Origin of the sequence: Streptomyces sp. NPDC093261 (assembly GCF_044753645.1) — a bacterium.
Taxonomy (GTDB): domain Bacteria; phylum Actinomycetota; class Actinomycetes; order Streptomycetales; family Streptomycetaceae; genus Streptomyces.
The window spans coordinates 525397-549117 of the sequence record NZ_JBIVNO010000003.1 but is presented as its reverse complement, the minus strand read 5'-3'; the positions used below and the strand labels follow the sequence as shown (position 1 = coordinate 549117).

At 70.1% G+C, this 23721-nt stretch carries 17 protein-coding genes, 1 tRNA gene and 1 pseudogene; 8 read left to right on the top strand and 11 right to left on the bottom strand.

The genetic code is table 11. The annotated features are described in order from the left end of the window. The first annotated feature begins 6 nt into the window (after positions 1 to 6). From efeB to ACIP94_RS11555, 4 genes are all read left to right on the top strand, one after another. Complete coding sequence (gene efeB / locus ACIP94_RS11570; protein ID WP_402422977.1) at positions 7 to 1548, top strand: iron uptake transporter deferrochelatase/peroxidase subunit; 1542 nt, start codon at positions 7 to 9, stop codon at positions 1546 to 1548. 91 nt (positions 1549 to 1639) lie between these two features. Then, the gene (gene pheA, locus ACIP94_RS11565) at positions 1640 to 2572 is read left to right on the top strand and encodes a prephenate dehydratase (protein ID WP_402422974.1); all 933 of its coding nucleotides are present in this window, start codon (positions 1640 to 1642) and stop codon (positions 2570 to 2572) included. 545 nt (positions 2573 to 3117) lie between these two features. Then, a complete protein-coding gene (gene serS / locus ACIP94_RS11560; RefSeq protein ID WP_402422971.1) occupies positions 3118 to 4395 on the top strand; it encodes a serine--tRNA ligase in 1278 nt (425 codons plus the stop codon). Continuing rightward, positions 4392 to 5210, top strand: a complete 819-nt coding sequence (locus tag ACIP94_RS11555) for an HAD family hydrolase (RefSeq protein WP_402422968.1) — start codon at positions 4392 to 4394, stop codon at positions 5208 to 5210. Before serS ends, ACIP94_RS11555 begins: the two co-directional genes overlap by 4 nt. A gap of 135 nt (positions 5211 to 5345) precedes the next feature. On the opposite strand, the gene ACIP94_RS11550 is transcribed toward ACIP94_RS11555, so the two are convergent. From ACIP94_RS11550 to ACIP94_RS11525, 6 genes are all read right to left on the bottom strand, one after another. Further along, a tRNA-Ser gene (locus ACIP94_RS11550) sits at positions 5346 to 5431 on the bottom strand. A 330-nt stretch (positions 5432 to 5761) separates the two neighbouring features. Further along, positions 5762 to 6001 carry a hypothetical protein gene (locus ACIP94_RS11545; protein ID WP_402422965.1) on the bottom strand — a complete coding sequence of 80 codons (240 nt, stop codon included), beginning with the start codon at positions 5999 to 6001 and terminating at the stop codon, positions 5762 to 5764. 178 nt (positions 6002 to 6179) lie between these two features. Beyond that, positions 6180 to 6899: an ABC transporter permease gene (locus ACIP94_RS11540; RefSeq protein ID WP_402422962.1), complete on the bottom strand. Its 720-nt coding sequence runs from the start codon at positions 6897 to 6899 to the stop codon at positions 6180 to 6182. A 10-nt stretch (positions 6900 to 6909) separates the two neighbouring features. Continuing rightward, positions 6910 to 7821, bottom strand: coding sequence for an ABC transporter ATP-binding protein (locus ACIP94_RS11535; protein ID WP_402422959.1), 912 nt, complete (start codon positions 7819 to 7821; stop codon positions 6910 to 6912). 49 nt (positions 7822 to 7870) lie between these two features. Next, entirely contained in the window at positions 7871 to 8779 is a 909-nt protein-coding gene (locus ACIP94_RS11530) for an ABC transporter permease (protein ID WP_402422957.1), read from the bottom strand. Further along, the gene (locus tag ACIP94_RS11525) at positions 8769 to 9731 is read right to left on the bottom strand and encodes an ABC transporter ATP-binding protein (RefSeq protein ID WP_402423083.1); all 963 of its coding nucleotides are present in this window, start codon (positions 9729 to 9731) and stop codon (positions 8769 to 8771) included. The genes ACIP94_RS11530 and ACIP94_RS11525 overlap by 11 nt, the downstream gene beginning before the upstream one ends. 315 nt (positions 9732 to 10046) lie before the next feature. On the opposite strand from ACIP94_RS11525, the pseudogene ACIP94_RS11520 reads away from it, so the two are divergent. From ACIP94_RS11520 to ACIP94_RS11505, 4 genes and pseudogenes are all read left to right on the top strand, one after another. Then, positions 10047 to 11782 (top strand): annotated as a pseudogene (locus tag ACIP94_RS11520) (SDR family oxidoreductase). Between the two features lie 357 nt (positions 11783 to 12139). Next, positions 12140 to 12700 (top strand): RNA 2'-phosphotransferase, encoded by a 561-nt coding sequence (locus ACIP94_RS11515; RefSeq protein WP_402422954.1) that lies wholly within the window; start codon positions 12140 to 12142, stop codon positions 12698 to 12700. A gap of 78 nt (positions 12701 to 12778) precedes the next feature. Beyond that, complete coding sequence (locus ACIP94_RS11510) at positions 12779 to 13681, top strand: LLM class flavin-dependent oxidoreductase (protein WP_402422951.1); 903 nt, start codon at positions 12779 to 12781, stop codon at positions 13679 to 13681. A 116-nt stretch (positions 13682 to 13797) separates the two neighbouring features. Continuing rightward, complete coding sequence (locus ACIP94_RS11505) at positions 13798 to 14667, top strand: HAD hydrolase family protein (protein WP_402422948.1); 870 nt, start codon at positions 13798 to 13800, stop codon at positions 14665 to 14667. On the opposite strand, the gene ACIP94_RS11500 is transcribed toward ACIP94_RS11505, so the two are convergent. From ACIP94_RS11500 to hisC, 5 genes are all read right to left on the bottom strand, one after another. Next, the gene (locus ACIP94_RS11500; RefSeq protein WP_402422945.1) at positions 14636 to 15742 is read right to left on the bottom strand and encodes a peptidoglycan DD-metalloendopeptidase family protein; all 1107 of its coding nucleotides are present in this window, start codon (positions 15740 to 15742) and stop codon (positions 14636 to 14638) included. The two genes, ACIP94_RS11505 and ACIP94_RS11500, sit on opposite strands and share 32 nt — an antisense overlap. A gap of 141 nt (positions 15743 to 15883) precedes the next feature. Further along, on the bottom strand, positions 15884 to 19426 hold the full coding sequence (cydD, locus tag ACIP94_RS11495; RefSeq protein ID WP_402422942.1) for a thiol reductant ABC exporter subunit CydD: 3543 nt from the start codon (positions 19424 to 19426) through the stop codon (positions 15884 to 15886). Between the two features lie 51 nt (positions 19427 to 19477). Beyond that, positions 19478 to 20494, bottom strand: a complete 1017-nt coding sequence (gene cydB / locus ACIP94_RS11490) for a cytochrome d ubiquinol oxidase subunit II (protein ID WP_402422939.1) — start codon at positions 20492 to 20494, stop codon at positions 19478 to 19480. Positions 20495 to 20514: 20 nt separating this feature from the next. Further along, positions 20515 to 22023 (bottom strand): cytochrome ubiquinol oxidase subunit I, encoded by a 1509-nt coding sequence (locus tag ACIP94_RS11485; RefSeq protein WP_402422936.1) that lies wholly within the window; start codon positions 22021 to 22023, stop codon positions 20515 to 20517. Positions 22024 to 22365: 342 nt separating this feature from the next. Next, positions 22366 to 23445: a histidinol-phosphate transaminase gene (hisC, locus tag ACIP94_RS11480; protein ID WP_402422934.1), complete on the bottom strand. Its 1080-nt coding sequence runs from the start codon at positions 23443 to 23445 to the stop codon at positions 22366 to 22368. Positions 23446 to 23721: the final 276 nt, after the last annotated feature.

The following is a 23721-nucleotide window of genomic DNA, read 5'->3' as shown; positions in this document are numbered from 1 at the left end:
CGCACCATGGCTGACCAGTCCACCCCAGAGGCGTCCTCCGAGGGCATCCCCTCCCAGACCTCGCCGGGGCGCCCCACCGCCAAGGGCTCGCCCAAGGGAGCCGCGGCCAAGAGGTCCTCCAAGAAGGCCGTTGCCACTGCCGCCGGCAGGTCCGACTCCGGCGCCTCCAAGGGGGCCTCCGCCGGCGCCTCGAAGGGGTCCACCACCGGCGCCCCCACGGGGACCGCCTCCGGTGCCTCCCGCGGGAGCGCCTCCGGTCAGGGCGCCCCCACGGAGACCGGGCCCGGCACGAGCACCCATGAGGGTGCCGTTTCCGGCAACGCGTTCCCCCGGGGCGCGATCTCGCGGCGGCGGCTTCTCGGCACCGCCGGGGCCACCGGGCTGGCGCTGGGCGCGGTGGGCGGAGCCGCCGGATACGCGGCGGCGCCCTCCGAGAAGGCCGTGCCCCTGACCTCGATCGGCACGGATCGGGCGATGTTTCACGGGAAACATCAGCCCGGTATCACCGACGCCGCCCAGGCGCATGGCCATCTCGCCGCCTTCGACCTGGCGGCGGGTGCGGGTCGCAAGGAGGCCGCCGCGCTGCTGCGCCGCTGGTCGGCGACCGCCGAGCGGCTGATGGCCGGCGAGGCGGCCCCGCACGACGACACCGACGTCGCCCGTGACGCCGGCCCCTCGGCCCTGACGATCACCTTCGGCTTCGGGAACAGCTTCTTCTCCCGTACGGGCCTGGAGAAGCAACGCCCGTCCGCCCTGGACCCGCTGCCCGACTTCTCCTCCGACCGGCTGGACAAGTCGCGCAGCAACGGCGATCTCTGGGTCCAGATCGGCGCCAATGACGGACTCGTCGCCTTCCACGCCCTGCGCGCCATCCAGAAGGACGCGGGCGGCGCGGCGCGGCTGCGCTGGCAGATGAACGGCTTCAACCGCTCCCCGGGCGCCACCGCTCGCCCCATGACGGCGCGCAATCTGATGGGCCAGATCGACGGCACACGCAATCCGAAGCCTGCCGACCCCGACTTCGACCAGCGGATCTTCGTGCCCTCCTCCGGTGACCCGGCATGGATGGCGAACGGCTCGTACGCGGTCGTACGCCGGATCCGTATGCTCCTCGACGACTGGGAAAAGCTCTCGCTCCAGGCCCAGGAGGCGGTCATCGGGCGCCGCAAGGCCACGGGTGCGCCGCTCACCGGCGGCACCGAGACGACCGAGATGGACCTGGAGAAGTCCCGTGCCGACGGCACGCCGGTCGTGCCCCTGAACGCACACGCGCGGATCACCCGGCCCGACCAGAACGGGGGTGCGGCGATGCTGCGCCGCCCGTTCTCCTTCCACGACGGCTTCGACCCGGACGGGACGCCCGACGCGGGCCTGCTGTTCGTCTGCTGGCAGGCGGACCCGCTGCGCGGCTTCGTTCCGGTCCAGCGCAAGCTCGACCGGGGGGACGCACTGTCGCAGTACATCCGCCATGAGGCGAGCGGCCTGTTCGCCGTGCCGGGCGGGGCGGCGGAGGGGGAGTACGTGGGGCAGCGGCTGCTGGAGGGATGAGAGAGGAGCGACCCGGCGGTGACCGGGGGACGCCACCATCGTTTTCCACAGGTTCGAGCCGGGTTCCGTCGAGGCCGATTAGGGTGAGGTCATGCCAGCCAGCTATGCGTATCTCGGTCCCGAAGGCACCTTCACCGAGGTCGCCCTGCGCACGCTGCCGGAGTCCGCGACCCGGGAGCTCGTCCCGATGGTGTCGGTCCCGGCAGCGCTCGACGCCGTCCGCAACGGCGAGGCCGAGGCAGCCTTCGTGCCGATCGAGAACTCGGTCGAGGGCGGCATCACGACCACGCTCGACGAGCTGGTCGCCGGTGAGCCCCTGATGATCTACCGGGAGGTCCTCCTCTCGATCACCTTCGCGCTGCTGGTCCGGCCGGGCACCAAGCTCTCCGAGATCAAGACGGTCACCGCGCATCCGGCCGCGCAGCCGCAGGTGCGCAACTGGCTGAAGGCCCACCTGCCGGACGCCGTCTGGGAGTCCGCCGCGTCCAACGCGGACGGCGCCCGCCTGGTCCAGGAGGGTCGCTACGACGCGGCGTTCGCGGGCGAGTTCGCTGCCGCGCGCTACGGCCTGGAGGCGCTGGAGACCGGCATCCACGACGCGGAGAACGCACAGACGCGGTTCGTGCTGGTGGGCAGGCCCGCCCGGCCGGCGGCGCCGACGGGCGCGGACAAGACCTCGGTCGTTCTGTGGCAGCGCGACGACCACCCCGGTGGTCTGCGCGACCTGCTGGCCGAGTTCGCCGTTCGGGGTGTCAACCTGATGCTGCTGCAGTCCCGCCCGACGGGAGAGGGCATCGGGAACTACTGCTTCTGCATCGACGCCGAGGGCCATATCTCCGACCGCCGGGTAGCCGAGGCCCTGATGGGCCTGAAGCGGATCTGTCTCCAGGTGCGCTTCCTCGGCTCGTACCCGCGTGCGGGCATCACCACGGCCGACGTCCGTGTCCCGCCGACGGGGACGTCGGACGACGAGTTCATGGCGGCCGCGGACTGGGTAGCGCGCTGTCAGGACGGCCGGTTCTAGAGGCCCGGTTCCGGAAGCGGCCGGTACGACCTGCGGATTTTCGCTGTCCACAGAAGTTATCCACAGGTGGGCTTCTCGATCTGGGGACAAGTCGACAACATGGCACGCTCCGGTCGATAAATCTCTCCGACGAGTCTCCGCCCGTCTACCGCCGCGTTCGACGCAGTTGTCCACCTGTTTCTCTCGATCACCCCTTTAGGGCGACCCTTTTACGCCCGAAAGTGCAAGTGATGGTGGTTTGCACGGGGAATGTGCCACCCCTGGAGGGCCTTCGGAATGATCAACAATGATCCACTCCGAAGTCCACAGATCTTCCGCACAGCCTGTGGATAACTCACTGGGCCCTGTGGACGACTGTGGACAAGTGGATCTCAAATCCCGCTCGCCACAAGGAATTCCAGTCAACCCGGTACCCCCGGAGCGCCTCCTTCCGGGGACAGTGTCCCTTTTCTTGACACGCTACGTAATTGCCGCACAACGGAACATGCGCCACGGATCGATAAACGGAGTCGTAAGCCGGAACTCCGCACCGGTAGCCTTGAGGGGTGATTGACCTTCGCCTGCTCCGTGAGGACCCCGACCGTGTTCGCGCTTCCCAGCGCGCCCGTGGTGAGGATGTCGCGCTCGTCGACGCCCTCCTCTCCGCCGATGAGCGGCGCAGGTCGTCCGGCGTCCGCTTCGACGAGCTCCGTTCCGAGCAGAAGGCGCTCGGCAAGCTGATCCCCAAGGCCTCCGCCGACGAGAAGGCCGAACTGCTCGAGAAGGCGGGCCGGCTCGCCGCCGACGTCAAGGCGGCCGACGCGGAGCAGCACGAGGCCGAGGAGGAGGCCAAGCGGCTGCTGCTCCAGCTCGGCAACCTGGTGCATCCCGACGTCCCGGTCGGCGGCGAGGAGGACTTCGTCGTCCTGGAGACACACGGCACCATCCGCGACTTCGGCGCCGAGGGCTTCGAGCCCAAGGACCACCTCGAACTCGGTGAGGCACTGGGCGCGATCGACGTCGAGCGCGGCGCGAAGGTCTCCGGCTCGCGCTTCTACTACCTGACGGGCATCGGTGCCCTGCTGGAGCTGGCGCTCGTGAACGCGGCGATGGCGAAGGCGGTGGAGGCCGGGTTCACCCCGATGCTGACCCCCGCCCTGGTCCGCCCGCGCGCCATGGAGGGCACCGGCTTCCTCGGCCAGGCGGCGGAGAACGTGTACCACCTGGAGAAGGACGACTTCTACCTGGTCGGCACCTCCGAGGTCCCGCTCGCCGCGTACCACATGGACGAGATCATCGACGCGGACCAGCTGCCGCTGCGCTATGCGGGTTTCTCCCCGTGCTTCCGCCGCGAGGCAGGCACCTACGGCAAGGACACGCGGGGCATCTTCCGTGTGCACCAGTTCGAAAAGGTCGAGATGTTCTCGTACGTCGACCCCGAGGACGCCGAGAACGAGCACAAGCGGCTCCTGGAGTGGGAGAAGGAGTGGCTCAACGCCCTTGAGCTGCCGTTCCAGGTCATCGACGTGGCGACGGGTGACCTGGGCGCGTCCGCCTCGCGCAAGTACGACTGCGAGGCCTGGATCCCCACCCAGGGCAAGTACCGCGAGCTGACCTCGACCTCCAACTGCGACAGCTTCCAGGCCCGCCGCCTGTCGGTCCGCATGCGGGACGGCAAGAAGGTGCAGCCACTGGCGACGCTGAACGGCACGCTGTGCGCCGTGCCGCGGACGATCGTGGCGATCCTGGAGAACCACCAGCTGGCCGACGGCTCCGTGCGGGTGCCCGAGATCCTGCGCCCGTACCTGGGCGGCCGGGAGCTGCTGGAGCCCGTCGCCAAGTGAGCACGGCCGAGTCCGCCCCATTTCCGTACCAGCTGATCGCGACCGACCTCGACGGGACGCTTCTGCGTTCCGACGAGACGGTCTCCGCACGCACACGTGCGGCGCTCGCCGCGGCCACCGCGGCGGGCGCGGCGCACATCGTCGTCACCGGCCGCGCGGTCCCCTGGACCCGTCACATCCTCGACGACCTCGGCTACCGGGGGCTCGCGGTGTGCGGCCAGGGGGCACAGGTGTACGACGCGGGGGAGCACCGGCTGCTGACGTCGGTGACGCTGGACCGGCAGATAGCGGGTCTCGCGCTGGCGAAGATCGAGGCCGAGGTGGGCCCGCTGCTGCTGGCGGCGAGCCGGGACGGACTGGACGGGGAGGTCCTGGTCGCCCCCGGCTACCGGGTCCATGAGGGGCCGCTGCCCTACCAGCCGATCCGGGACGCGGCCGACCTGTGGTCGGCGCCGCTGAACAAGGTGTATCTCCAGCACCCGACCCTGAGCGACGACGAGCTGGCCGAGGCGGCGCGTCAGGCCGCCGGGGGCCTGGTCGGCGTGACCATGGCGGGCGAGGGGATAGTGGAGATCCTGCCGCTCGGCCTGTCGAAGGCCACGGGTCTGTCGCTGGCGGCCCGCCGCCTGGGCATGAAGGCCGCGGACACGATCGCCTTCGGAGACATGCCGAACGACATACCGATGTTCGCGTGGGCCGGCCACAGCGTGGCCATGGCCAATGCGCACGAGGACCTCAAGGCGGTCGCGGACGAGGTGACGCTGTCCAACGAGCAGGACGGCATCGCGGTCGTGCTGGAGCGGTCGCTGGGCTAGCGGCTGCGGTGCTGTGCGCCGGCAAGGGCGACCAGTGCCGGAAGGGACGACCGGTGCCGGAAAGGGCGACCAGTGCCGGAAGGGACGACCGGTGCCGGAGACGGCGCCTGTGTCGGCAAGGGCGCCTGTGTCGTGCGGAGGATGCGCGGATCGAACGCGCGCGGGGACTGACCCCGACCACGGCTTAGCAAGCCGGTGCCTTACCTCTCGGCCAATCCTCCGGGTGGGCGGCCCGCGCGAAACCCATCGCGCGCTCGAAGCGGCCGCCCCGGGCAGCTCCCGGTGCGGAGCGGGCTCGACGGAGGGGTAACTACTCCGGAGCCCGCCGCGGGCTGCCCTGTCGGGAGCTGGGCGTACTGCTGTGCAGGGACATCGCCCGGCTCCTCTCCCAGAACATGGCGCCGGCTCGGTCCGGCGTCGTGGACTCCACTGTGCCCGTCCGCCGTATCGGACGCCACCGAATAAAACGCACCGGCCGAACACACCGACCGAAAACACGCCGACCGAGGCGCATCGGCTGGAGCGCCTCGGCCTCGTGGCAGCCACGACCGCTACCGGCGGCGCCACCTGCGGCGGCGCGCCTTGCTGAAGAACCAGCCGGCGGGCGGCTCGTCCGAGCGCCACGGCTGGGGGTCGGGCGCCTGGTTCCGCCAGCGGGCGGCCAGCATCCGGGCGCGCGCGGAGGGCTCCCTCGTCGGCGCGGACCGTATGAAGTCCTCGTCGAACACGGCGCCGTCCCAGGTGCCCCCGGCCTCGCCCGGCCCTTCGCCCCCTGGTGCCTCCGCTGTCATCCCCAGTCCTTTCCGCAACGCATCCCCTTTGCCCAGTGTGCCCAGGCAGATGTGAAGCCGCTGTCAAAACCGCATTCGAAAAAGACAAGAACCACGGCCCGCCTCGGAGCCGTGTGCGGGTGCGGCCCCTTCCGGGCCGCACCCGCACCCGAGCCCCGCCGGGGGCCCGCGGAGTCTGTCACTCCTCGCCCGCCAGGGTCAGCGTCCGCAGCTTCTGCCCCGCGTACCAGGTGGCGGCCAGGGTCACCGCGATCAGCAGCGCCGTCGCGGTGGGCAGTCCGACGTCCGAGGTGACGAGCGAGCTGTCGGAGACCTTGTGCGCCACGGCGAGCGCCCACTGCTGGATGCTGAGCGTGCGCGCCCCGGAGACCAGCGAGCCGAAGAGCGCCTCCCAGACCAGCGCGTAGACCAGCCCGAAGACCACCGCGTGCCGGCTCACCGTGCCGAACAGCAGGAACAGCGCGGCGTAGGCGATGGAGGCGACCAGCGCCGCCACCGTGTAGGCGACCGCGATCTGCTGGCCGTTGCCGTTGAGGATCATGCCCGCGATGAACGTCGGCAGCGCCGAGAACGCCATGGTGACCGCGATGGCGACGATCAGCTTGGTGACGATGATCGTGGGCCGCTTCACCGGCTTGGCCAGCAGGTACACCACCGAGCCGTCGTCGATCTCGGGCCCGATAGCGCCGGTGCCCGCGATGACGCCGATGATCGGCACCATGGTGGCGAGCGCGAAGCCGCCGAGCACGTCATGGGCGACCTGGTCGTCGACGCCGGTCAGCGCCCGGACGACCACGGAGATCACGATCAGCAGGGCGGGCAGCGCGCCGAGGATGAGGGCCCGGCGGCGGCCGAGCAGGCCCCGATAGGTGAGCCGGGCGACTGTGGGGTCGTACATCTTCGGCCTCCTACGCCGCGACCAGGTACGAGAAGACGGACTCGAGGGACTCGTCGGACGGCGAGACCGTGAGCAGCCGGATGCCGTGCTCACGCGCGACCTTCGGCAGCAGGGCCGTGAACCGGCCGAAGTCCACCGCCTGGATACGCAGTGCGCCCTCCGCGAGATCGACCTCGATACCCGACGTCGACGGGTCGGCGATCAGCGCGGCCGCGAGGGCCCGGTCGTCGCTGGAGCGCACCAGATAGCGGTGCGGACGGTCGGTCATGAGACGGCGGATCTTCCGGAAGTCGCCGCTCGCCGCGTGCCGTCCGGCGACGATCACCTCGATGTGCGAGGCGAGCTGCTCGACCTCTTCGAGGATGTGGGACGAGAAGAGCACCGTGCGGCCCTCGGCGCCCATGCGCCGCAGCAGCTCCATGAGCTGCATGCGCTGGCGCGGGTCCATGCCGTTGAACGGCTCGTCGAGCAGCAGCAGGGACGGATCGTGCACGAGCGCGGACGCCATCTTCACACGCTGGCGCATGCCCTTGGAGTAGGTGGAGATCTTCCGGTCCTGCGCGTACTCCATCTCGACCGTGGCGAGCGCCCGCTGGGCGGCCTTCGCGCCCAGGCCGTGCAGCTCCGCGTTGGCGACGACGAATTCACGTCCGGTGAGGAAGTCGTACATCGCCTCGCGCTCGGGGACGACGCCGAGCTGCCGGTAGATGTCCTCGTTGCGCCACACGGGCCGGCCGTCGAGGGTGACGGAGCCGGTGGAGGGGGCAAGGAAGCCGCCCATCATGTTGATGAGGGTGGACTTCCCGGCGCCGTTCGGGCCCAGCAGGCCGGTGACGCCGGGCCCGATCGTCATCGTGACGTCGTTGACGGCGACCACGTTGCCGAACCAGCGCGAGACGTGGTCGATGGAAAGAGTGCTCATGGGCGAAGCCCATTCCTTGGAAGGGTGGTGGTGGGCGACGGGTGGGCGGTCACAGTCCGGCCTTTCGGTAGCGGCGCATCAGCAGGCCGTAGCTGCCCGCGATGAGTCCCAGGACGACGAGCAGGTAGACGACTCCCTGGGCGGCCGAGGGCCCTTCCCCGCCGGGGAAGGAGGAGCTCGCGCCCAGGAAGGCGGTCTGTACGCCGTCGATGAGCGTGACGGGCGAGAACAACCCCATCCAGACGATGGCGGTGGAGTTGCCCGACCGCGCGTCCGCGATGGCCTGGATGGTGGAGACGGCGCCGTACGAGATGGTCAGGACGGCGATGACGGCCGCGATGCCGAAGCCGCGCCGTGGGGTGGCCGCCGCGATGACCAGGCTGATCCCGGAGAACAGCAGGGAGAGCAGGGCCACGGAGACCAGTCCCTCGGAGAATCCCTTCGTCTGGTGGCCGAAGTCCAGCTTGGCGAGCAACGCCCCTACATAGAGGACGAGCAGCGGGGCGGCCGTCAGGATGAACATCGCGGAGGCCAGGGCCGCATACTTGGCGCGGACGTAGTCGGACGTCTCGATGGGGCGCGAGAAGTACAGGGGCACGGTCTTGAAGCGCAGATCCCGGGAGACGGACTGCGGGGCCTGGGAGGCGACGTACAGTCCGATGACGGCCTGCATGATGATCGCGTACCGCGTGTACTCGACGGGCAGGTCCTTCGCCTTCGTGGCGACGGCGACCGCGACCATGATCAGCGCGGGCGTGCACATCACCACGAAGAGCAGCATCGGCAGCACCTTGGACTTCACCGAGCGGCCGAGGCCGTAGGCGCCGCGCAGGGACTGCGAGTACAGCGAGCGGCGGGCGTAGGAACGGCCCAGGCGCGGGCCGTCGTAGGTGCGGTAACCGATGTTGTGGATCCGGGTCTGCTCGGCCTCACGGGCCGTGGGCTGCTCAACCGCCATGGCCGACCGCCTCCTTCCGCTGCTCGTCGCTGTCCTTGAAGACCTCCGCGATCTGATGCCTGCGCTGTTCCATGCGGATCAGGCCGAGACCCAGGTCGGCGACGACGTCCCGGACCAGGTCGTACGTCTGCTCCCCCTCCGCGGTCAGCAGCAGGATGTGCCCGGCGCCCGGCAGCCCGCCGCCGTCGTGGGCGGTCACCCCGCGCGCGTGGAGCGCCTCGCGCACCGCGCGGGTGCCGTCCGGGTGCTCGTCGGAGTCGGTGACCTCGATCGCGAGGGTCGTGGTGGTCTGGGTGAAGTCCCGGGTGGAGCTGGAGCGCAGCAGCTTGCCGCCGTCGATGATGACGACGTGGTCGCAGGTACGCTCCAGTTCGCCCAGCAGATGCGAGGTGACCAGGACCGAGATGCCGAAGTCGGTGTACACGCGGCGGATCAGGCCGAGCATCTCGTCGCGCCCGACCGGGTCGAGGCCGTTGGTCGGCTCGTCCAGGAAGACCAGTTGGGGGTCGTGGACCAGGGCCTGGGCAAGCTTCACACGCTGCTTCATACCGGTCGAGTAGCCGCCGATGGGGCGATAGCGCTCCTCGTAGAGGCCGACATGGCGCAGGGTGTCCGCGGTGCGCTCACGGGCGGCGGCCGGGGGCAGCCCGGACATCCGCGCCATGTGGACGACGAACTCGGTGGCCGACACGTCGGGCGGCAGGCAGTCGTGCTCCGGCATGTACCCGACGCGCTCGCGAATGGCGCCGCCCTTGGTGGCGACGTCGAGGCCGAGCACCTCGGCGCGGCCCTCGGTGGCGGGGGACAGACCCAGCAGGATCTTGATCAGAGTGGACTTGCCGGCTCCGTTGGCGCCGACGAGCCCCGTCACACCGGGTCCGACATCCACGGAGAGCCGGTCAAGCGCGGTCACCCGTGGGTACCGCTTGCTCAGGCTTTCGGTCGCGATCACAGTCACGCCTTCGACGGTAGTGACGCATACCACTGCCGTCGTCAGACCGCAGAGCTGTCTGCGGGTCAGCCTCCAGTCGTACGAGCCCGTAGGGGTCACCCTCAGGTCGAACAACCGGGCGGTCGGATCGGCCCGCGTTGTCCCCATTGCCGAGGTTGTCCACAGATGAATCGGGTCCTGTTGACGCGCTCTCTAACAACTGCCACATTCGCCGGTGTCACGCGACGGACACCAACTGTGGCCGGAGCGGACGGCGGTGCGGTCGCGGCACGAGGACGGCGCACCGCCGGATCCGCGGGGCCGGGCGGAGGGCAAGTGACTCTTGAGGGGGCGCGGGAGCGCCGGGTGCGGACGGGCGGGGTCGAGCTGAGCGTGGCCGAACTGGGGGATCCCGGCCGGCCCACGGTGGTGCTCGTCCACGGCTATCCGGACAGCAAGGAGGTCTGGTCGGAGGTGGCCGCCCGGCTGGCCGGCCGGTTCCACGTGGTGCTCTACGACGTCCGCGGCCACGGCCGGTCGACGGCACCGCGGCCGCTGCGGGGCGGGTTCACCCTGGAGAAACTGACGGACGACTTCCTGGCCGTCGTGGACGTGGTCAGCCCGAGCCGGCCGGTGCACCTCGTGGGGCACGACTGGGGCTCGGTGCAGGCCTGGGAGTTCGTCACCGTCCGGCGCACCGAGGGCCGGATCGCGTCCTTCACCTCGATGTGCGGGCCGTCCCTGGACCACTTCGGGCACTGGATCAAGCAGCGGCTGCGCCGGCCGACCCCGCGCCGGGTGGGCCAGCTGCTCGGTCAGGGCGCCCGGTCCTGGTACGTGTATCTGCTGCACACCCCGGCCCTGCCGGAACTCGTGTGGCGCGGGCCCCTCGGCAGACGCTGGCCGGAGCTCCTGCGGCGTGCCGAGAAGGTTCCCGGCGGCTACCCGACCCCGTCGCTGCCGATCGACGCGGCCCACGGCGCCTGGCTGTACCGCGACAATGTGCGGCCCCGGCTGCGCGGCCCGCGCGCCGACGCGTACACGCACGTGCCCGTGCAGCTGATCACCCCCCTCGGTGACCCGTTCCTGTCGCGGCGGCTCAACGACGAACTGGAGCAGTGGGTTCCGCAGTTGACGCGGCGCACGCTGCCGGCGAGGCACTGGGCGCCGCGCACCCGTCCCGACCAGGTCGCCTCGTGGATCGGGGAGTTCGTGATGTCCGTCGAGGGCGGGCATCCGTCACCGGCCGCGAACGGACGGTACGCGGACCGGTTCGGGGGCCAACTCGTGCTGGTCACGGGCGCGGGCAGCGGTATCGGGCGGGCCACGGCCCTCGCGTTCGCCATGGCGGGAGCCCGCGTGGTGGCCGTCGACCGGGACCCGCAGGGCGCAGCCGGCACGGCGGAGCAAGCCCGGCTGCTCGGCGCCCCCGAGGCGTGGGCCGAGCAGGTCGACGTGTCGGACGAACAGGCCATGGAGAAGCTCGCCGAGCGGGTCACCACCGACTGCTGGTGAACAACGCGGGGATCGGTCTGTCGGGCTCCTTCTTCGACACGACCGCCGAGGACTGGCGCACGGTGCTGGACGTCAACCTCTGGGGTGTTCTGCACAGTTGCCGGCTCTTCGGGAAGCGGATGGCCGAGCGAGGCCAGGGCGGCCACATCGTCAACATCGCGTCCGCCGCCGCGTATCAACCCTCCAGGGCACTGCCCGCGTACAGCACCTCCAAGGCGGCGGTCCTGATGCTCAGCGAGTGCCTGCGCGCCGAACTGGCCGGCCAGGACATCGGGGTATCGGCGATCTGCCCCGGTTTCGTCCACACGAACATCACCTCGACCGCGCGCTTCACGGGCGTGGGCCCGGAGGAGCAGAAACGCCGGCAGCGGAAGGCGGCGCGTCTGTACGGCCTGCGGAGGTATCCGCCGGAGAAGGTCGCCGACGCCATCCTGCGTGCCGTCGTACGCAACCAGCCTGTCGTGCCGGTGACTCCGGAGGCGCACACGCTCCGTCTGATGTCACGTTTCGCGCCAAGTGTGACGCGCGCGATCGCTCGTTGGGAGCTGCGGCTGTGATGTCTTGGGCACGCGTGGGTGGTTGGTCGGAGACTGGCATGTGCTACTTGCCTGAGTGCACGTCAACTCGGGTTGGCTGCCTTGACGCAAGGCCAACGAGGCTGGTTGCACGTGGCGTTGACGACCATCGGCAAGCCGGGCGGGACGGATGATGATCAACCTGGGCTAGCCATAGGGCGTTTGCTGACGAAGACCCTAAAAAGGCTATAGGCACGCACGCTTGATGAACTGGTCGTCTACGCACGCCAGTTGTCCACAGCAGTGCCAATTCGGGTGTGGATAACCGCACTTGGTTGTGGATCAAACATGCGGACAAAATCAAATGCGTGATCCGCGTCTCTCCCGCACGCTGGAAGGATGACGGAAAGGAACGACGAGAGACGCACCGTAAAGGTGTCGAAGTACCTCTCGAAACACCTGCGGCACCAGCCAGAGCGAATCGGCCTCGTCCTCGACGAGGGCGGCTGGGTGGAGATCGACACGCTGCTCGCCGCGGCGGCCTCACACGGCTTCCCGATCACCCGCTCGGAGCTGGATCATGTGGTCGCCACCAACGACAAGAGGCGCTTCGCGATCGAGGGCACCCGTATCCGCGCCAGCCAGGGACACAGCGTCGACGTCGATCTGGGACTGCCCCCGGCGGCCCCGCCCGCGTACCTGTACCACGGGACCGTGGCGCGCCATCTGGATGCCATCCGGACGGAGGGCCTCAGGCCCATGAACCGGCAGGACGTCCATCTGTCGCCGGACCGTGAGACCGCCACCCGGGTCGGGGCCCGCCGTGGCCGTCCCGTCGTCCTCACGGTCGACGCCGGCGCCATGCAGCGCGACGGCCATGTCTTCCATGTGAGCGCGAACGGGGTGTGGCTCACCCGGGCCGTTCCGCCTCAGTACCTGCGATTTCCGGGGCCTCGCTGACGCTCCGCCTCCGATGTCCAGGGCCGGCCGATCAAGCCCGCGGCAAGAAGGCCCCACGTCTCCGCTTACGCTCGATGCATGAGTCTGCGTCTGAGCACCGTGATCCTGCCGTATCTCCGCTGGCACGAGGGCGGGCGTTCCGCATGGCAGCGCGCGGAGCAGCTCGGCTTCCACACCGCGTTCACCTACGACCACCTGTCGTGGCGGTCCTTCCGGGACGGTCCCTGGTTCGGCGCCGTGCCGACCCTGACGGCCGCCGCGGCCGTCACCGACCACCTGCGCCTCGGCACCCTGGTGACCTCGCCGAACTTCCGGCACCCGGTCACCCTCGCCAAGGAGCTGATCTCCCTCGACGACATCTCCGGCGGCCGGATCACGCTGGGTATCGGTGCAGGCGGCACCGGCTTCGACGCCACCGCGCTCGGTCAGGCCCCGTGGTCGCCGCGCGAGCGCGCCGACCGGTTCGGTGAGTTCGTGCCGCTGCTCGACCGGCTGCTCACCGAGGACTCCGTCTCCTACGACGGCGAGCACTACTCCGCCCACGAGGCGCGCAACATCCCCGGCTGCGTCCAGCGCCCCCGGCTGCCCTTCGCGGTGGCCGCGACCGGACCGCGCGGCCTGAAGCTCGCCGCCCGCCACGGCCAGGCGTGGGTGACGACCGGCGACCCGAAGCTGTACGAGACCGGCACCCCGGAGCAGTCGGTGACGGCCCTGCGCGGGCAGACCGAGAAGCTGGCCGACGCGTGCGCCGCGATCGGCCGCGATGTGACGGAACTCGACAAGATCCTGCTCACCGGCTTCACCCCGGACCGCGGGCGGCCGCTGGAGTCCCTCGACGCGTTCGTCGACTTCGCCGGACGTCACGCCGAACTCGGCTTCACCGACATCGTGATCCACTGGCCCATCCCCGACTCCGACTTCGCGGCGGACGAGAAGGTCTTCGAGCAGATCGCCATGGAGGCCCCGGCCCAGCTCGGCTGAGCACGACCGGGCATGACGAGGCGTGACGTGGTGTGACGGCCCTGGTGAGGAGCGTCACCACTCACGTGTGCGGACTCACGCACGCCCGTGCGGGCATATGCGGGAGAATGACGCCCGTGACCTCAGCGACCCGACAGCCCGAAACCCCGGCTTCCACTGTTCCGCCCCGGCTGATCGCGACAGATCTCGACGGCACCCTGCTGCGCGACGACAAGTCGGTCTCCGAGCGCACGGTCGCCGCACTGGCCGCCGCCGAGGAGGCCGGCATCGACGTGTTCTTCGTCACCGGCCGCCCGGCCCGCTGGATGGACGTCGTCAGCGACCACGTCCACGGCCACGGGCTGGCCATCTGTGGCAATGGCGCGGCGGTGGTGGACCTGCACGGCGCCCCCGGCACACACCGGTTCGTCAAGGTCCGGGAGCTGGCCCGGGAGAACGCGCTCGACGCCGTCCGGCTGCTGAGGGACTCCGCGCCGGGGACGGTGTACGCGGTCGAGCAGACCTACGGCTTCCACCAGGAGCCTGCGTACCCGAAGCTCCACATGGAGATCCCGGACCTGCTCGCGCCCGCCGAGGAACTGCTGGCACCGGACGCGCCGGGCGCCCGGGAACCGGTGCTGAAGATCCTCGCCTACCACCCGGAGCTGGACCCGGACGCCTTCCTCACCCTGGCCCGCCTCGCCGTCGGCGACCGCGCGACCATCACCCGGTCCAGCCCCAGCGCACTGCTGGAGATCAGCGGCCCCGGTGTCTCCAAGGCGAGCACGCTCGCGCTGTGCTGCGCCGAGCGCGGCATCTCCCACGAGGAGGTCGTCGCCTTCGGTGACATGCCGAACGACGTGGAGATGCTCACCTGGGCCGGCCGGTCGTACGCGATGGGCAACGCCCATCCGGACGTCGTCGCCGCGGCGTCCGGGCGGACGGTCGCCAACAACGACGACGGGGTGGCCGTCATCATCGAGCAGATCCTCGCGGACCGGTCGTAGCCCTCGGGAGGCCTCCCAGCCGCACGCCGTGCGCCGCCAGCCATGGCACGGGATCGATACCCGACCCCCACTCCGGGGTGGACCGGACCTCGAAATGCAGATGCGGTCCGGTCGAGTTGCCGGTCGTGCCCGACTGGGCGATCAACTGCCCGGTCGCCACGCGGTCGCCCGGGCCGACGGTGACGGCGGCGAGATGGGCGTACTGCGTGCAGTAGCCGCCCGGATGCCTGATCACGACCTCGATGCCGAACGCGCCCCCGCATCTCACCCGTGCCACCTGTCCGGCTCCGACTGCTCGCACCGGAGTCCCGATGGGCACCGCGAAGTCCTGGCCCGTGTGCCCGTGCGACCAGTGGTCGCCGCCGCTGCCGAAGCCCGCGGAGAGCCGGTACGCCTCCACCGGCGCGATCCACTGGCGTCCGGCCTTGCGGTTCGGTTGGTCCAGCCGGACGGCCCCTCGGCACATCCCCGAGGCCGCTGACGCGTCGGCCTGGCTCTGCAGTGTCCATCGCGCCTGCTCCAGCTTGGCCTGGAGGGTCTGCTGTCGCGCGGCCAGTTCCCCGTTCCGCTTCTGCAGGGCCCGCCACTGAGCCGATGCCCGTGCCCGCTCCGCCGCCAGACCGGACTCCGTCAGGCGGCTGCGGATGACCGCGTTCGCGACCGCGAGGTCCACCCGGGCGAGGGTGCTCTGACTCGCTATCAGTTCCTTCGCGCTGTCCGGGAGCAGTGTCTGCGCGGTGTACGGGAGTCCGCCGCTCTGGCGGTACTGGGCCCGGGCGATCCGGCCGAGATCCTGGTGGAGGGCGGCTATCAGGCCGTGCTCCCGGGCGAGGAGCTTCTCGTCCCGCCCGGCTATGGCGCGCTGCTTGTCCGCCTCCCGGCGCCCGCTGTCGTACTGCCGTGTCACCGCGGCCGCGTCCTGGTACAGCCGCGCCACCCTGGCACTGGCACCGGTGTCCATACCGTCGCCCGCCGCCCCGCTGCCACCCCCTGCCGTGGCGGACCGGGCCGGGATCACCGCGACCGTGCCCAGAAGAAGAGGAACGAGCATGGAGGAAAGGAGAAATGAAGGCATGTCAATGATCGTGACCCGTGTCCCGGCCGCAGTCCTGTTGACGTCCCACGGCCGGCGGAACGGGCGGCCACGGATGGCCCAGCGGCGTCCCCCGGCCGGGGGTGCGCCGCGCCGACCCCTGTGCCGTGCCGGTGCCGGCTGCTAGGCGCCGGCGAAGACGGGCGCCGTCGGACCCGGGTGTCCCTCCCGGTCGCCCGGCAGATCCCCCTCGGCCTCCCGCTCCACCATCACACGCAACGGTCCATCCACCGCCGCCAGTTCCTCGTACGGACCGCGCTGGACCACCCCGCCGTCCGCGAGCACGATCACCTCGTCGACCGCGTCCAAACCGGCCAGCCGATGGGTGATCAGCACCGTCGTACGGCCCTCCGTGGCGGCGAGCAGGTCCCGGGTGAGCGCGTCCGCCGTCGGCAGGTCGAGGTGTTCCGCGGGCTCGTCGAGGACGAGGACGGGGAACTCGGCGAGCAGGGCACGGGCGAGCGCCAGCCGCTGGCGCTGGCCGCCGGACAACCGTGCGCCGTGCTCGCCGATCAGCGTGTCGAGGCCCTCGGGCAGCCCATCGGCCCAGTCCAGGAGCCGCGCCCGGGCCAGCGCGTCACGCACCTGCCCCTCACTCGCGTCCTTCCGCGCGAGCAGCAGGTTCTCCCGTACCGAGCTGTCGAAGAGATGCGCGTCCTGAGCACACAGTCCGACCAGGCGCCGTACCTCGTCGCCGTCCAGCGCGCGGGCGTCCGTGCCGCCCAGCGTGTACGTGCCGGCCACCGGGTCCAGGAACCGCAGCAGCACCTGCGCGAGCGTCGTCTTGCCCGCGCCGGAGGGGCCGACCACGGCGATCCTGCGGCCCTGTTCGAGGGTCAGTCCGAGTCCGGTGAGCGCGTCGCGCTGCTGCCCTTCATGGCGGGCGGTCAGCCCCTCCAGGACGAGCGGGAAGGGCGACGACGGCGGCGGCAACGGCCGTTCCGGCTCGCGTACGGGCTCCGGCGTGTCCAGCACTTCGTAGACGCGCTCGGCGCTCCGGCGCACCCGCTGCCGGTGCTGCACCGCGAGCGGGAGGCCCAGGACCGCCTCGAACGCGGCCAGCGGGGTGAGCACCACCACGGCCATGGTGACGCCGCCGAGGCGTCCGCCGGCCACGGCCTGCGCACCCATGAGGGCCGCGGCCGCGACGGTCAGCCCGGTGACGAGCGCGGTGAGCCCGTCGCCCAGCGCGGTGGCGGTCGCGGCGCGGGATGCGATCCGCGTGAGCACCCCGTCGGCCCGCCGCACTTCGGCGGTCCGCGTGGGCAGCGCACCCGCGACCGCCAACTCGGCGGTTCCCGTGAGCAGATCCGTCACCCGGGTCGCCAGCACGCCCCGGGCCGGCGCCAGTCTGCGCTCCGCCCGACGCGCCACGGCGGCGGTCACCAGGGGTACGCCCACTCCAGCCACCACCAGCCCCACGGCGAGGACCGCTCCGGCCTCCGGCAGCAGCCAGGCGGTGAAGGCGACCGACCCCGCCGAGACGACGAGCGCGGCCCCCACGGGCAACAGCCAGCGCAGCCAGTAGTCCTGCAGGGCGTCGACGTCGGCGACGAGCCGCGACAGCAGATCGCCGCGCCGGCTCCTGCGCAGCCCGGCCGGTGCGAGACGCTCCAGGCGGCGGTAGACCGCGACTCGCGTGTCGGCCAGCATTCGCAGCACGGCGTCGTGCGACACCAGCCGCTCCGCGTAACGGAACACGGCCCGTCCGATGCCGAACGTCCGCGTGGCCGTCACGGCGACCATCAGATACAGCACCGGCGGCTGCTGAGAGGCACGCGAGATCAGCCAGCCGGAGGTGGCCATCAGACCGACGGCACTTCCGAGCGCGAGGCTGCCCAGCAGCAGGGCGAGCACCAGCCGCCCCCGGTGGGGGCCGGCCATCGCACGGACGCGTGCGAGCACGCCCCCGCGCCCTGCCGGTGAGGGGACCGGCGGCTGTTGCTCGTGGGCCGTGGGCGTCTCCGGCATCCGGGGACGGGGCAGCGGCACGGCACCGGAACGCAGCGGACCGTTCGAGGGGTGCTCGTCCGCGTCGAGGCGGACGATCCGGTCGGCGATGCCGAGCAACGCCGGACGGTGCACGACCAGCAGCACCGTCCGCCCGGCTGCCAGCTGACGCACTGCCTCCACGACCTCCGCCTCGGTCGCCCCGTCCAGGGACGCCGTCGGTTCGTCGAGCAGCAGCACCGGCCGGTCGGCGAGGAAGGCCCGGGCCAGGGCCAGCCGTTGCCGCTGACCGGCGGAGAGCCCCGCGCCGTCCTCGCCGAGCAGGGTGTCGATCCCCGCGGGCAGTGTGTCCACGAACTCCAGCGCATCGGCGTCGGCCAGCGCACGGCGCACCGCAGCGTCCCCCGCGTCGGGCCGTGCCAGCCGTACGTTCTCGGCGATGGTCCCCGCATACAGATGCGGCCGCTGCGGCACCCAGGCGATCCGCGAGCGCCACTCCTCCAGGTCGGCCTCGGCGAGATCGACTCCCCCGACCCGTACACGCCCCTGGGTCGGCGGGACAAACCCGAGCAGAACGTTCAGCAGTGTCGACTTGCCGGCGCCGCTGGGTCCCACGAGGGCGACCGTCTCTCCCGGTGCGACCGTCAGGGACATCGAGGACACGGCGTCGGACGACCGCCCCGGGTAGCGCACGGTCAGGCCCTCGAAGGCGATCTCCCCGTGGGGGAGGCGGCGCGTTCCCGAGGCCGGCACCGGTGTCTCCAGCACCGTGAAGATCTCCTCGGCCGCGGAGAGTCCCTCGGCCGCCGCGTGGTACTGCGTGCCGACCTGCCGCAGGGGCAGATACGCCTCCGGTGCGAGCACAAGGATGACCAGCCCGATGTACAGGTCCATGTCGCCGTGGACGAGCCGCATGCCGATGGTCACCGCGACGAGCGCGACCGAGATCGTGGCCAGCAGCTCGAGGGCGAAGGACGACAGAAAGGCGATCCGCAGGGTCCGCATGGTCGCCTGCCGGTACTCACCGGTGATCCTCTTGATGGACTCGGCCTGCGCCTTGGCCCGGCCGAACACCTTCAGGGTCGGGAGCCCGGCGACCACGTCGAGGAAGTGCCCGGACAGCCGGGAGAGCAGGCGCCACTGACGGTCCATCTGGGAACGCGTGGCCCAGCCGATGAACACCATGAAGAGCGGGATCAGCGGCAGTGTGCCGACGATGATGGCCGCGGACACCCAGTCCTCGGTCACGATCCGTGCGAGCACGGCCGTCGGCACCACGACCGCGAGTCCCAACTGAGGGAGATAGCGCGAGAAATAGTCATCGAGGGCGTCGACTCCTCGCGTGGCCAGAGCGACCAGCGAGCCGGTCCGCTGCGCGCTCAGCCATCCGGGACCGAGCGCCCCCGCACGCTCCAGCAACCGCCCCCGCAGTTCGGACTTCACGGCTGCACTGGCCCGGTGGGCGGCGAGTTCGGTGAGCCACGACACCAGTGCGCGGCCCACCGCGACGGCCACCAGGAGCAGCAACGGGATTCGCAGCACGGCCACCGAGTCATGGTGCTGGAAGGCGCCGACCACCACCGTGGCGATCAGCATCGCCTGGGCGACGACCAGGCACGCCCCGACAACACCCAGACCGACCACCGCCACCAGGAAGAGGCGGGTGGCACGGGCGTATCGGAGGAGACGATGATCGATCGGTTTCACGTGAAACATGCCCTTCGGTCCGGGTGGGGTGTTTCACGTGAAACACCCCACCCCACAGACTCAGTGCACGGCTCCGGCGGCCGCATCGGCGATGTGCTGCGTTCCGATGCGCTTGCGGAACACCCAATAGGTCCAGCCCTGGTAGAGCAGAACGATCGGCATGGCGATCCCCGCACACCAGGTCATGATCTTCAGCGTGTAGGGGCTCGACGAGGCGTTGCTCACCGTCAGGCTCCAGGCGGGGTCGAGCGTGGACGGCATGACGTTCGGGAAGAGCGTCAGGAAGAGCATCGCGACCGCCGCCACGATGGTGAGGCCGGAGAGCGCGAACGCCCATCCCTCACGCCTGGCCTGGTTGGCCAGGAGCGCCCCGACGAGAGCGGCGACCGCCACCCACAGCGCGACCAGGCTCTTGCTGTCACCCTGGTCGATCTGAGCCCAGCCGAGGAAGAGCAGCGCCACCACGGCCGCCATCAGCCCGACTCCCAGAGCCAGCCTCTGCGCCCGCTGCCGGATGTCCCCGACGGTCTTGAGCGTCGTGAACACCGCTCCGTGGAAGGTGAACAGGGTCAGGGTCACCAGTCCGCCGAGGAGCGCGAAGGGGTTCAGCAGATCCCAGAAACCGCCCACGTACTCCAAGTGCTGGTCGATCTTCACGCCTCGGACGATGTTGCCGAAGGCCACACCCCACAGGAACGCAGGGATCAACGAGGTCCAGAAGATCGCGGTCTCCCAGTTGCGCTGCCAGCTCTCCTCGGACCGCTTGGCCCGGTACTCGAAGGCCACACCGCGCACGATCAGACAGACCAGGATGATCAGCAGCGGAAGATAGAAACCGGAGAAGAGGGTCGCGTACCACTCAGGGAACGCGGCGAAGGTCGCGCCGCCTGCGCTGAGCAGCCACACCTCGTTGCCGTCCCAGACAGGACCGATCGTGTTGATCAGCACCCGTCGCTCGGGCCGGCTGCGGGCCAGCAGCTTGGTGAGGATGCCGACCCCGAAGTCGAAGCCCTCCAGGAAGAAGTAGCCGGTCCAGAGAACCGCGATGAGGACGAACCAGACGTCGTGAAGTTGCATGATGTGAGCGCTCCCTCGGCCTAGTACGAGAAGGCCATCGGCTTGTCGGCGTCCTGGGAGTCGCCGCCGATTCTGGTGGGCGGGTTGAGATCGGACTCGGTGAGCTCCGGCGGTCCGGCCTTGACGTACTTCGCGAGCAGCTTGACCTCGATGACCGCGAGGATCGCGTAGAGCAGCGTGAACACGGTCATCGAGGTGATGACCTCACCCTGGGAGACACCGAGGGAGACCGCGTCACGGGTACGCAGCACGCCGTAGACGACCCACGGCTGGCGGCCCATCTCGGTGAAGATCCAGCCCCAGGAGTTGGCTATGAGCGGGAAGGCCAGCATCCACAGCGCGATGCGCCAGAACCATGTGGTGAGAACCGGGCTGAGGGCCTTGTTCCTGAAGAGGACCAGATGCGGCACCTCGTCCTCACCGACCCGCAGATGCGAGGGGAGCAGGAACTTCTTGCGGGTGAGCCAGAGTCCGACCAGGCCGAGGGCGAAGGACGACATGCCGAAACCGATCATCCAGCGGAAGCCCCAGAAGGTGACAGGGATGATCGGGCGGTAGTCGCCGGGGCCGTACTTCTGCTGCTCCGCCTTGTTGGTGTCGTTGATGCCGGGGACATACGAGCCGAAGTCGTCGTTGGCGAGGAAGGACAGCACTCCGGGGACGGACAGCTCCACGCTGTTGTGGCCCTTGCTCACATCGCCGTAGGCGAAGATCGAGAACGGCGCGGCGTCCTGGCCGTCCCAGAGCGCCTCGGCGGCGGCCATCTTCATCGGCTGCTGCTTGAACATCACCTTGCCGAGCAGGTCACCGCTGACCGCGGTGAGCAGACCGGCTATGACCACGGTGACCAGGCCCAGCCGCAGCGATGTCTTCATCACAGCGACGTGCTTCTTGCGGGCCAGGTGGTAGGCGGCGATCCCGACCATGAACGCGCCGCCCGTGAGGAAAGACGCGGTCAACGTGTGGAAGACCTGAGTGAGCGCGGTGTTCTGGGTCAGGACGTGCCAGAAGTCGGTGAGTTCGGCGCGCCCCTTCGTCTTGTTGATCCGGTAGCCGACGGGGTGCTGCATCCAGGAGTTGGCCGCGAGGATGAAGTACGCCGAGAGGATCGTGCCGATGGAGACCATCCAGATGCAGGCGAGATGGAGCTTCTTCGGCAGCTTGTCCCAGCCGAAGATCCACAGCCCGATGAAGGTCGACTCGAAGAAGAAGGCGATGAGGGCCTCGAAGGCGAGGGGTGCCCCGAAGATGTCACCGACGAAACGGGAGTAGTCGGACCAGTTCATGCCGAACTGGAACTCCTGGACGATGCCTGTGACCACGCCCATCGCGATGTTGATCAGGAAGAGCTTGCCCCAGAACTTCGTCGCCCGGAGGTACTTCTCCTTCTGTGTGCGCACCCAGGCGGTCTCGAGGCCGGCTGTCAGCGCGGCGAGGGAGATCGTCAGCGGGACAAACAGAAAGTGGTAGACGGTGGTGATGCCGAACTGCCATCGCGCCAGAGTCTCCGGCGCCAAAGCCAGGTCCACGTCGTCTCTCCTTACGTTGCCGTGGTCGCAAACGGCGGCTTGCCCCCGTTTGGGCCACCCCCGGCGAGGGGGTTTGTGAACGCGTTCACATTCACAAGCAATTATGACGCATATGGGTTCGAGGCCCGATGGGTGGGGGGTCCCTAAGGGGCTGGCCGGGCGCCCGGCGCCGGGACGGCGCGTGAACCCATGCTCCACGTCCCTCTGATCACGTCGAGGACATGCCAAACATGCAGACAAAAGGGCGGTCCCACACAGGCCCGCCTCGCGGCGGCGCGCGCCTCCGTGCCCTCTCACGGCACGGGGGCACGCGCCAGCCGTCGGTGCGTGATGCCCGAAAGGCTAGAGGTCCCGGCGGAAGCTCTCCGCCACCTTCACGAAGACGTCGTTCGCCTCGGACTCGCCGACCGTCACGCGCACCCCTTCGCCCGGAAACGGCCGGACGACCACGCCGGCCTGCTCACAGGCGGCCGCGAAGTCGACCGTGCGCTCCCCCAGCCGCAGCCACACGAAGTTCGCCTGGGTCTCGGGGACCGTCCAGCCCTGGGCGCGCAGTGTGTCGACCACGCGGGTGCGCTCGCACACCAACGAGCCGACCCGGCCGAGCAGTTCGTCCTCCGCGCGCAGGGACGCGATCGCCGCCACCTGCGCCAGCTGACTCACCCCGAAGGGCACCGCCGTCTTGCGCAGCGCCGCCGCCACCGGCTCATGGGCGATCGCGAAACCGACGCGCAGCCCGGCGAGGCCGTACGCCTTGGAGAAGGTGCGCAGCACGCAGACGTTCGGCCGCTCCCGGTACAGCACCACGCCGTCCGGGACCTGGGGGTCGCGGATGAACTCCCGGTACGCCTCGTCGAGCACCACCAGGACATCACTCGGCACCCGGTCGAGGAAGCGCTCCAGCTCGGCCCGGCGCACGACCGTGCCGGTCGGGTTGTTGGGGTTGCAGACGAAGATCAGCCGGGTCCGGTCCGTGATCGCGTCCGCCATCGCGTCGAGGTCGTGCACCTCGTCCTGGGTCAGCGGCACCTGGACCGATGTCGCGCCGCTGATCTGCGTGATGATCGGGTACGCCTCGAAGGACCGCCAGGCGTAGATGACCTCGTCGCCCGGGCCGCTGGTGGCCTGCAGGAGTTGCTGGGCGACACCGACCGAGCCGGTGCCTGTCGCGAGGTGGGACTGCGGCACACCGAAACGCTCGGACAACTCGCACAGCAGCCCCGTGCACGCCATGTCGGGGTAGCGGTTGAAGGACCCGGCCGCCTCGACCACGCTCTCCATCACGCCCGGCAGGGGCGGGTAGGGATTCTCGTTCGAGGACAGCTTGTAGGCCGTCGGGCCGCCGGACGCGGCCGGCCTGCCGGGCTTGTAGGTGGGGATACCCTCCAGCTCGGCACGCAGCTTCGGGCTCGTCTCGCTCACCGCTATCCTCCTCGCGCACGCACCGGCTCATGACCGCCACCGGCTTCCAATGCTTCTCACCTTATGAGGATTCGGCGCCGCTGCGAATGGGTTGTGGACAACCGGCTCGACGTCCGCGCCGTCCCGAAAACCGGGACGGCGACACCGTACGAAACCGTTCACATCACCACAGAAGGGCGTACAGATCGGGGGGCGCGTCGCATTTTGCCGCACGCGCCGGTGGCTCACGCCGTGGCGCGCATCCCTCGTGAAGGTGAGTTGAGACCTCTTCGAAAT

Coding starts and splice junctions, on each gene's coding strand:
- efeB (WP_402422977.1), top strand. CDS start 7: ATGGCTGACCAGTCCACCCCAGAGGCGTCCTCCGAGGGCATCCCCTCC.
- pheA (WP_402422974.1), top strand. CDS start 1,640: ATGCCAGCCAGCTATGCGTATCTCGGTCCCGAAGGCACCTTCACCGAG.
- ACIP94_RS11545 (WP_402422965.1), bottom strand. CDS start 6,001: ATGACAGCGGAGGCACCAGGGGGCGAAGGGCCGGGCGAGGCCGGGGGC.
- ACIP94_RS11540 (WP_402422962.1), bottom strand. CDS start 6,899: ATGTACGACCCCACAGTCGCCCGGCTCACCTATCGGGGCCTGCTCGGC.
- ACIP94_RS11535 (WP_402422959.1), bottom strand. CDS start 7,821: ATGAGCACTCTTTCCATCGACCACGTCTCGCGCTGGTTCGGCAACGTG.
- ACIP94_RS11530 (WP_402422957.1), bottom strand. CDS start 8,779: ATGGCGGTTGAGCAGCCCACGGCCCGTGAGGCCGAGCAGACCCGGATC.
- ACIP94_RS11515 (WP_402422954.1), top strand. CDS start 12,140: ATGACGGAAAGGAACGACGAGAGACGCACCGTAAAGGTGTCGAAGTAC.
- ACIP94_RS11510 (WP_402422951.1), top strand. CDS start 12,779: ATGAGTCTGCGTCTGAGCACCGTGATCCTGCCGTATCTCCGCTGGCAC.
- ACIP94_RS11500 (WP_402422945.1), bottom strand. CDS start 15,742: ATGCCTTCATTTCTCCTTTCCTCCATGCTCGTTCCTCTTCTTCTGGGC.
- cydD (WP_402422942.1), bottom strand. CDS start 19,426: ATGTTTCACGTGAAACCGATCGATCATCGTCTCCTCCGATACGCCCGT.
- cydB (WP_402422939.1), bottom strand. CDS start 20,494: ATGCAACTTCACGACGTCTGGTTCGTCCTCATCGCGGTTCTCTGGACC.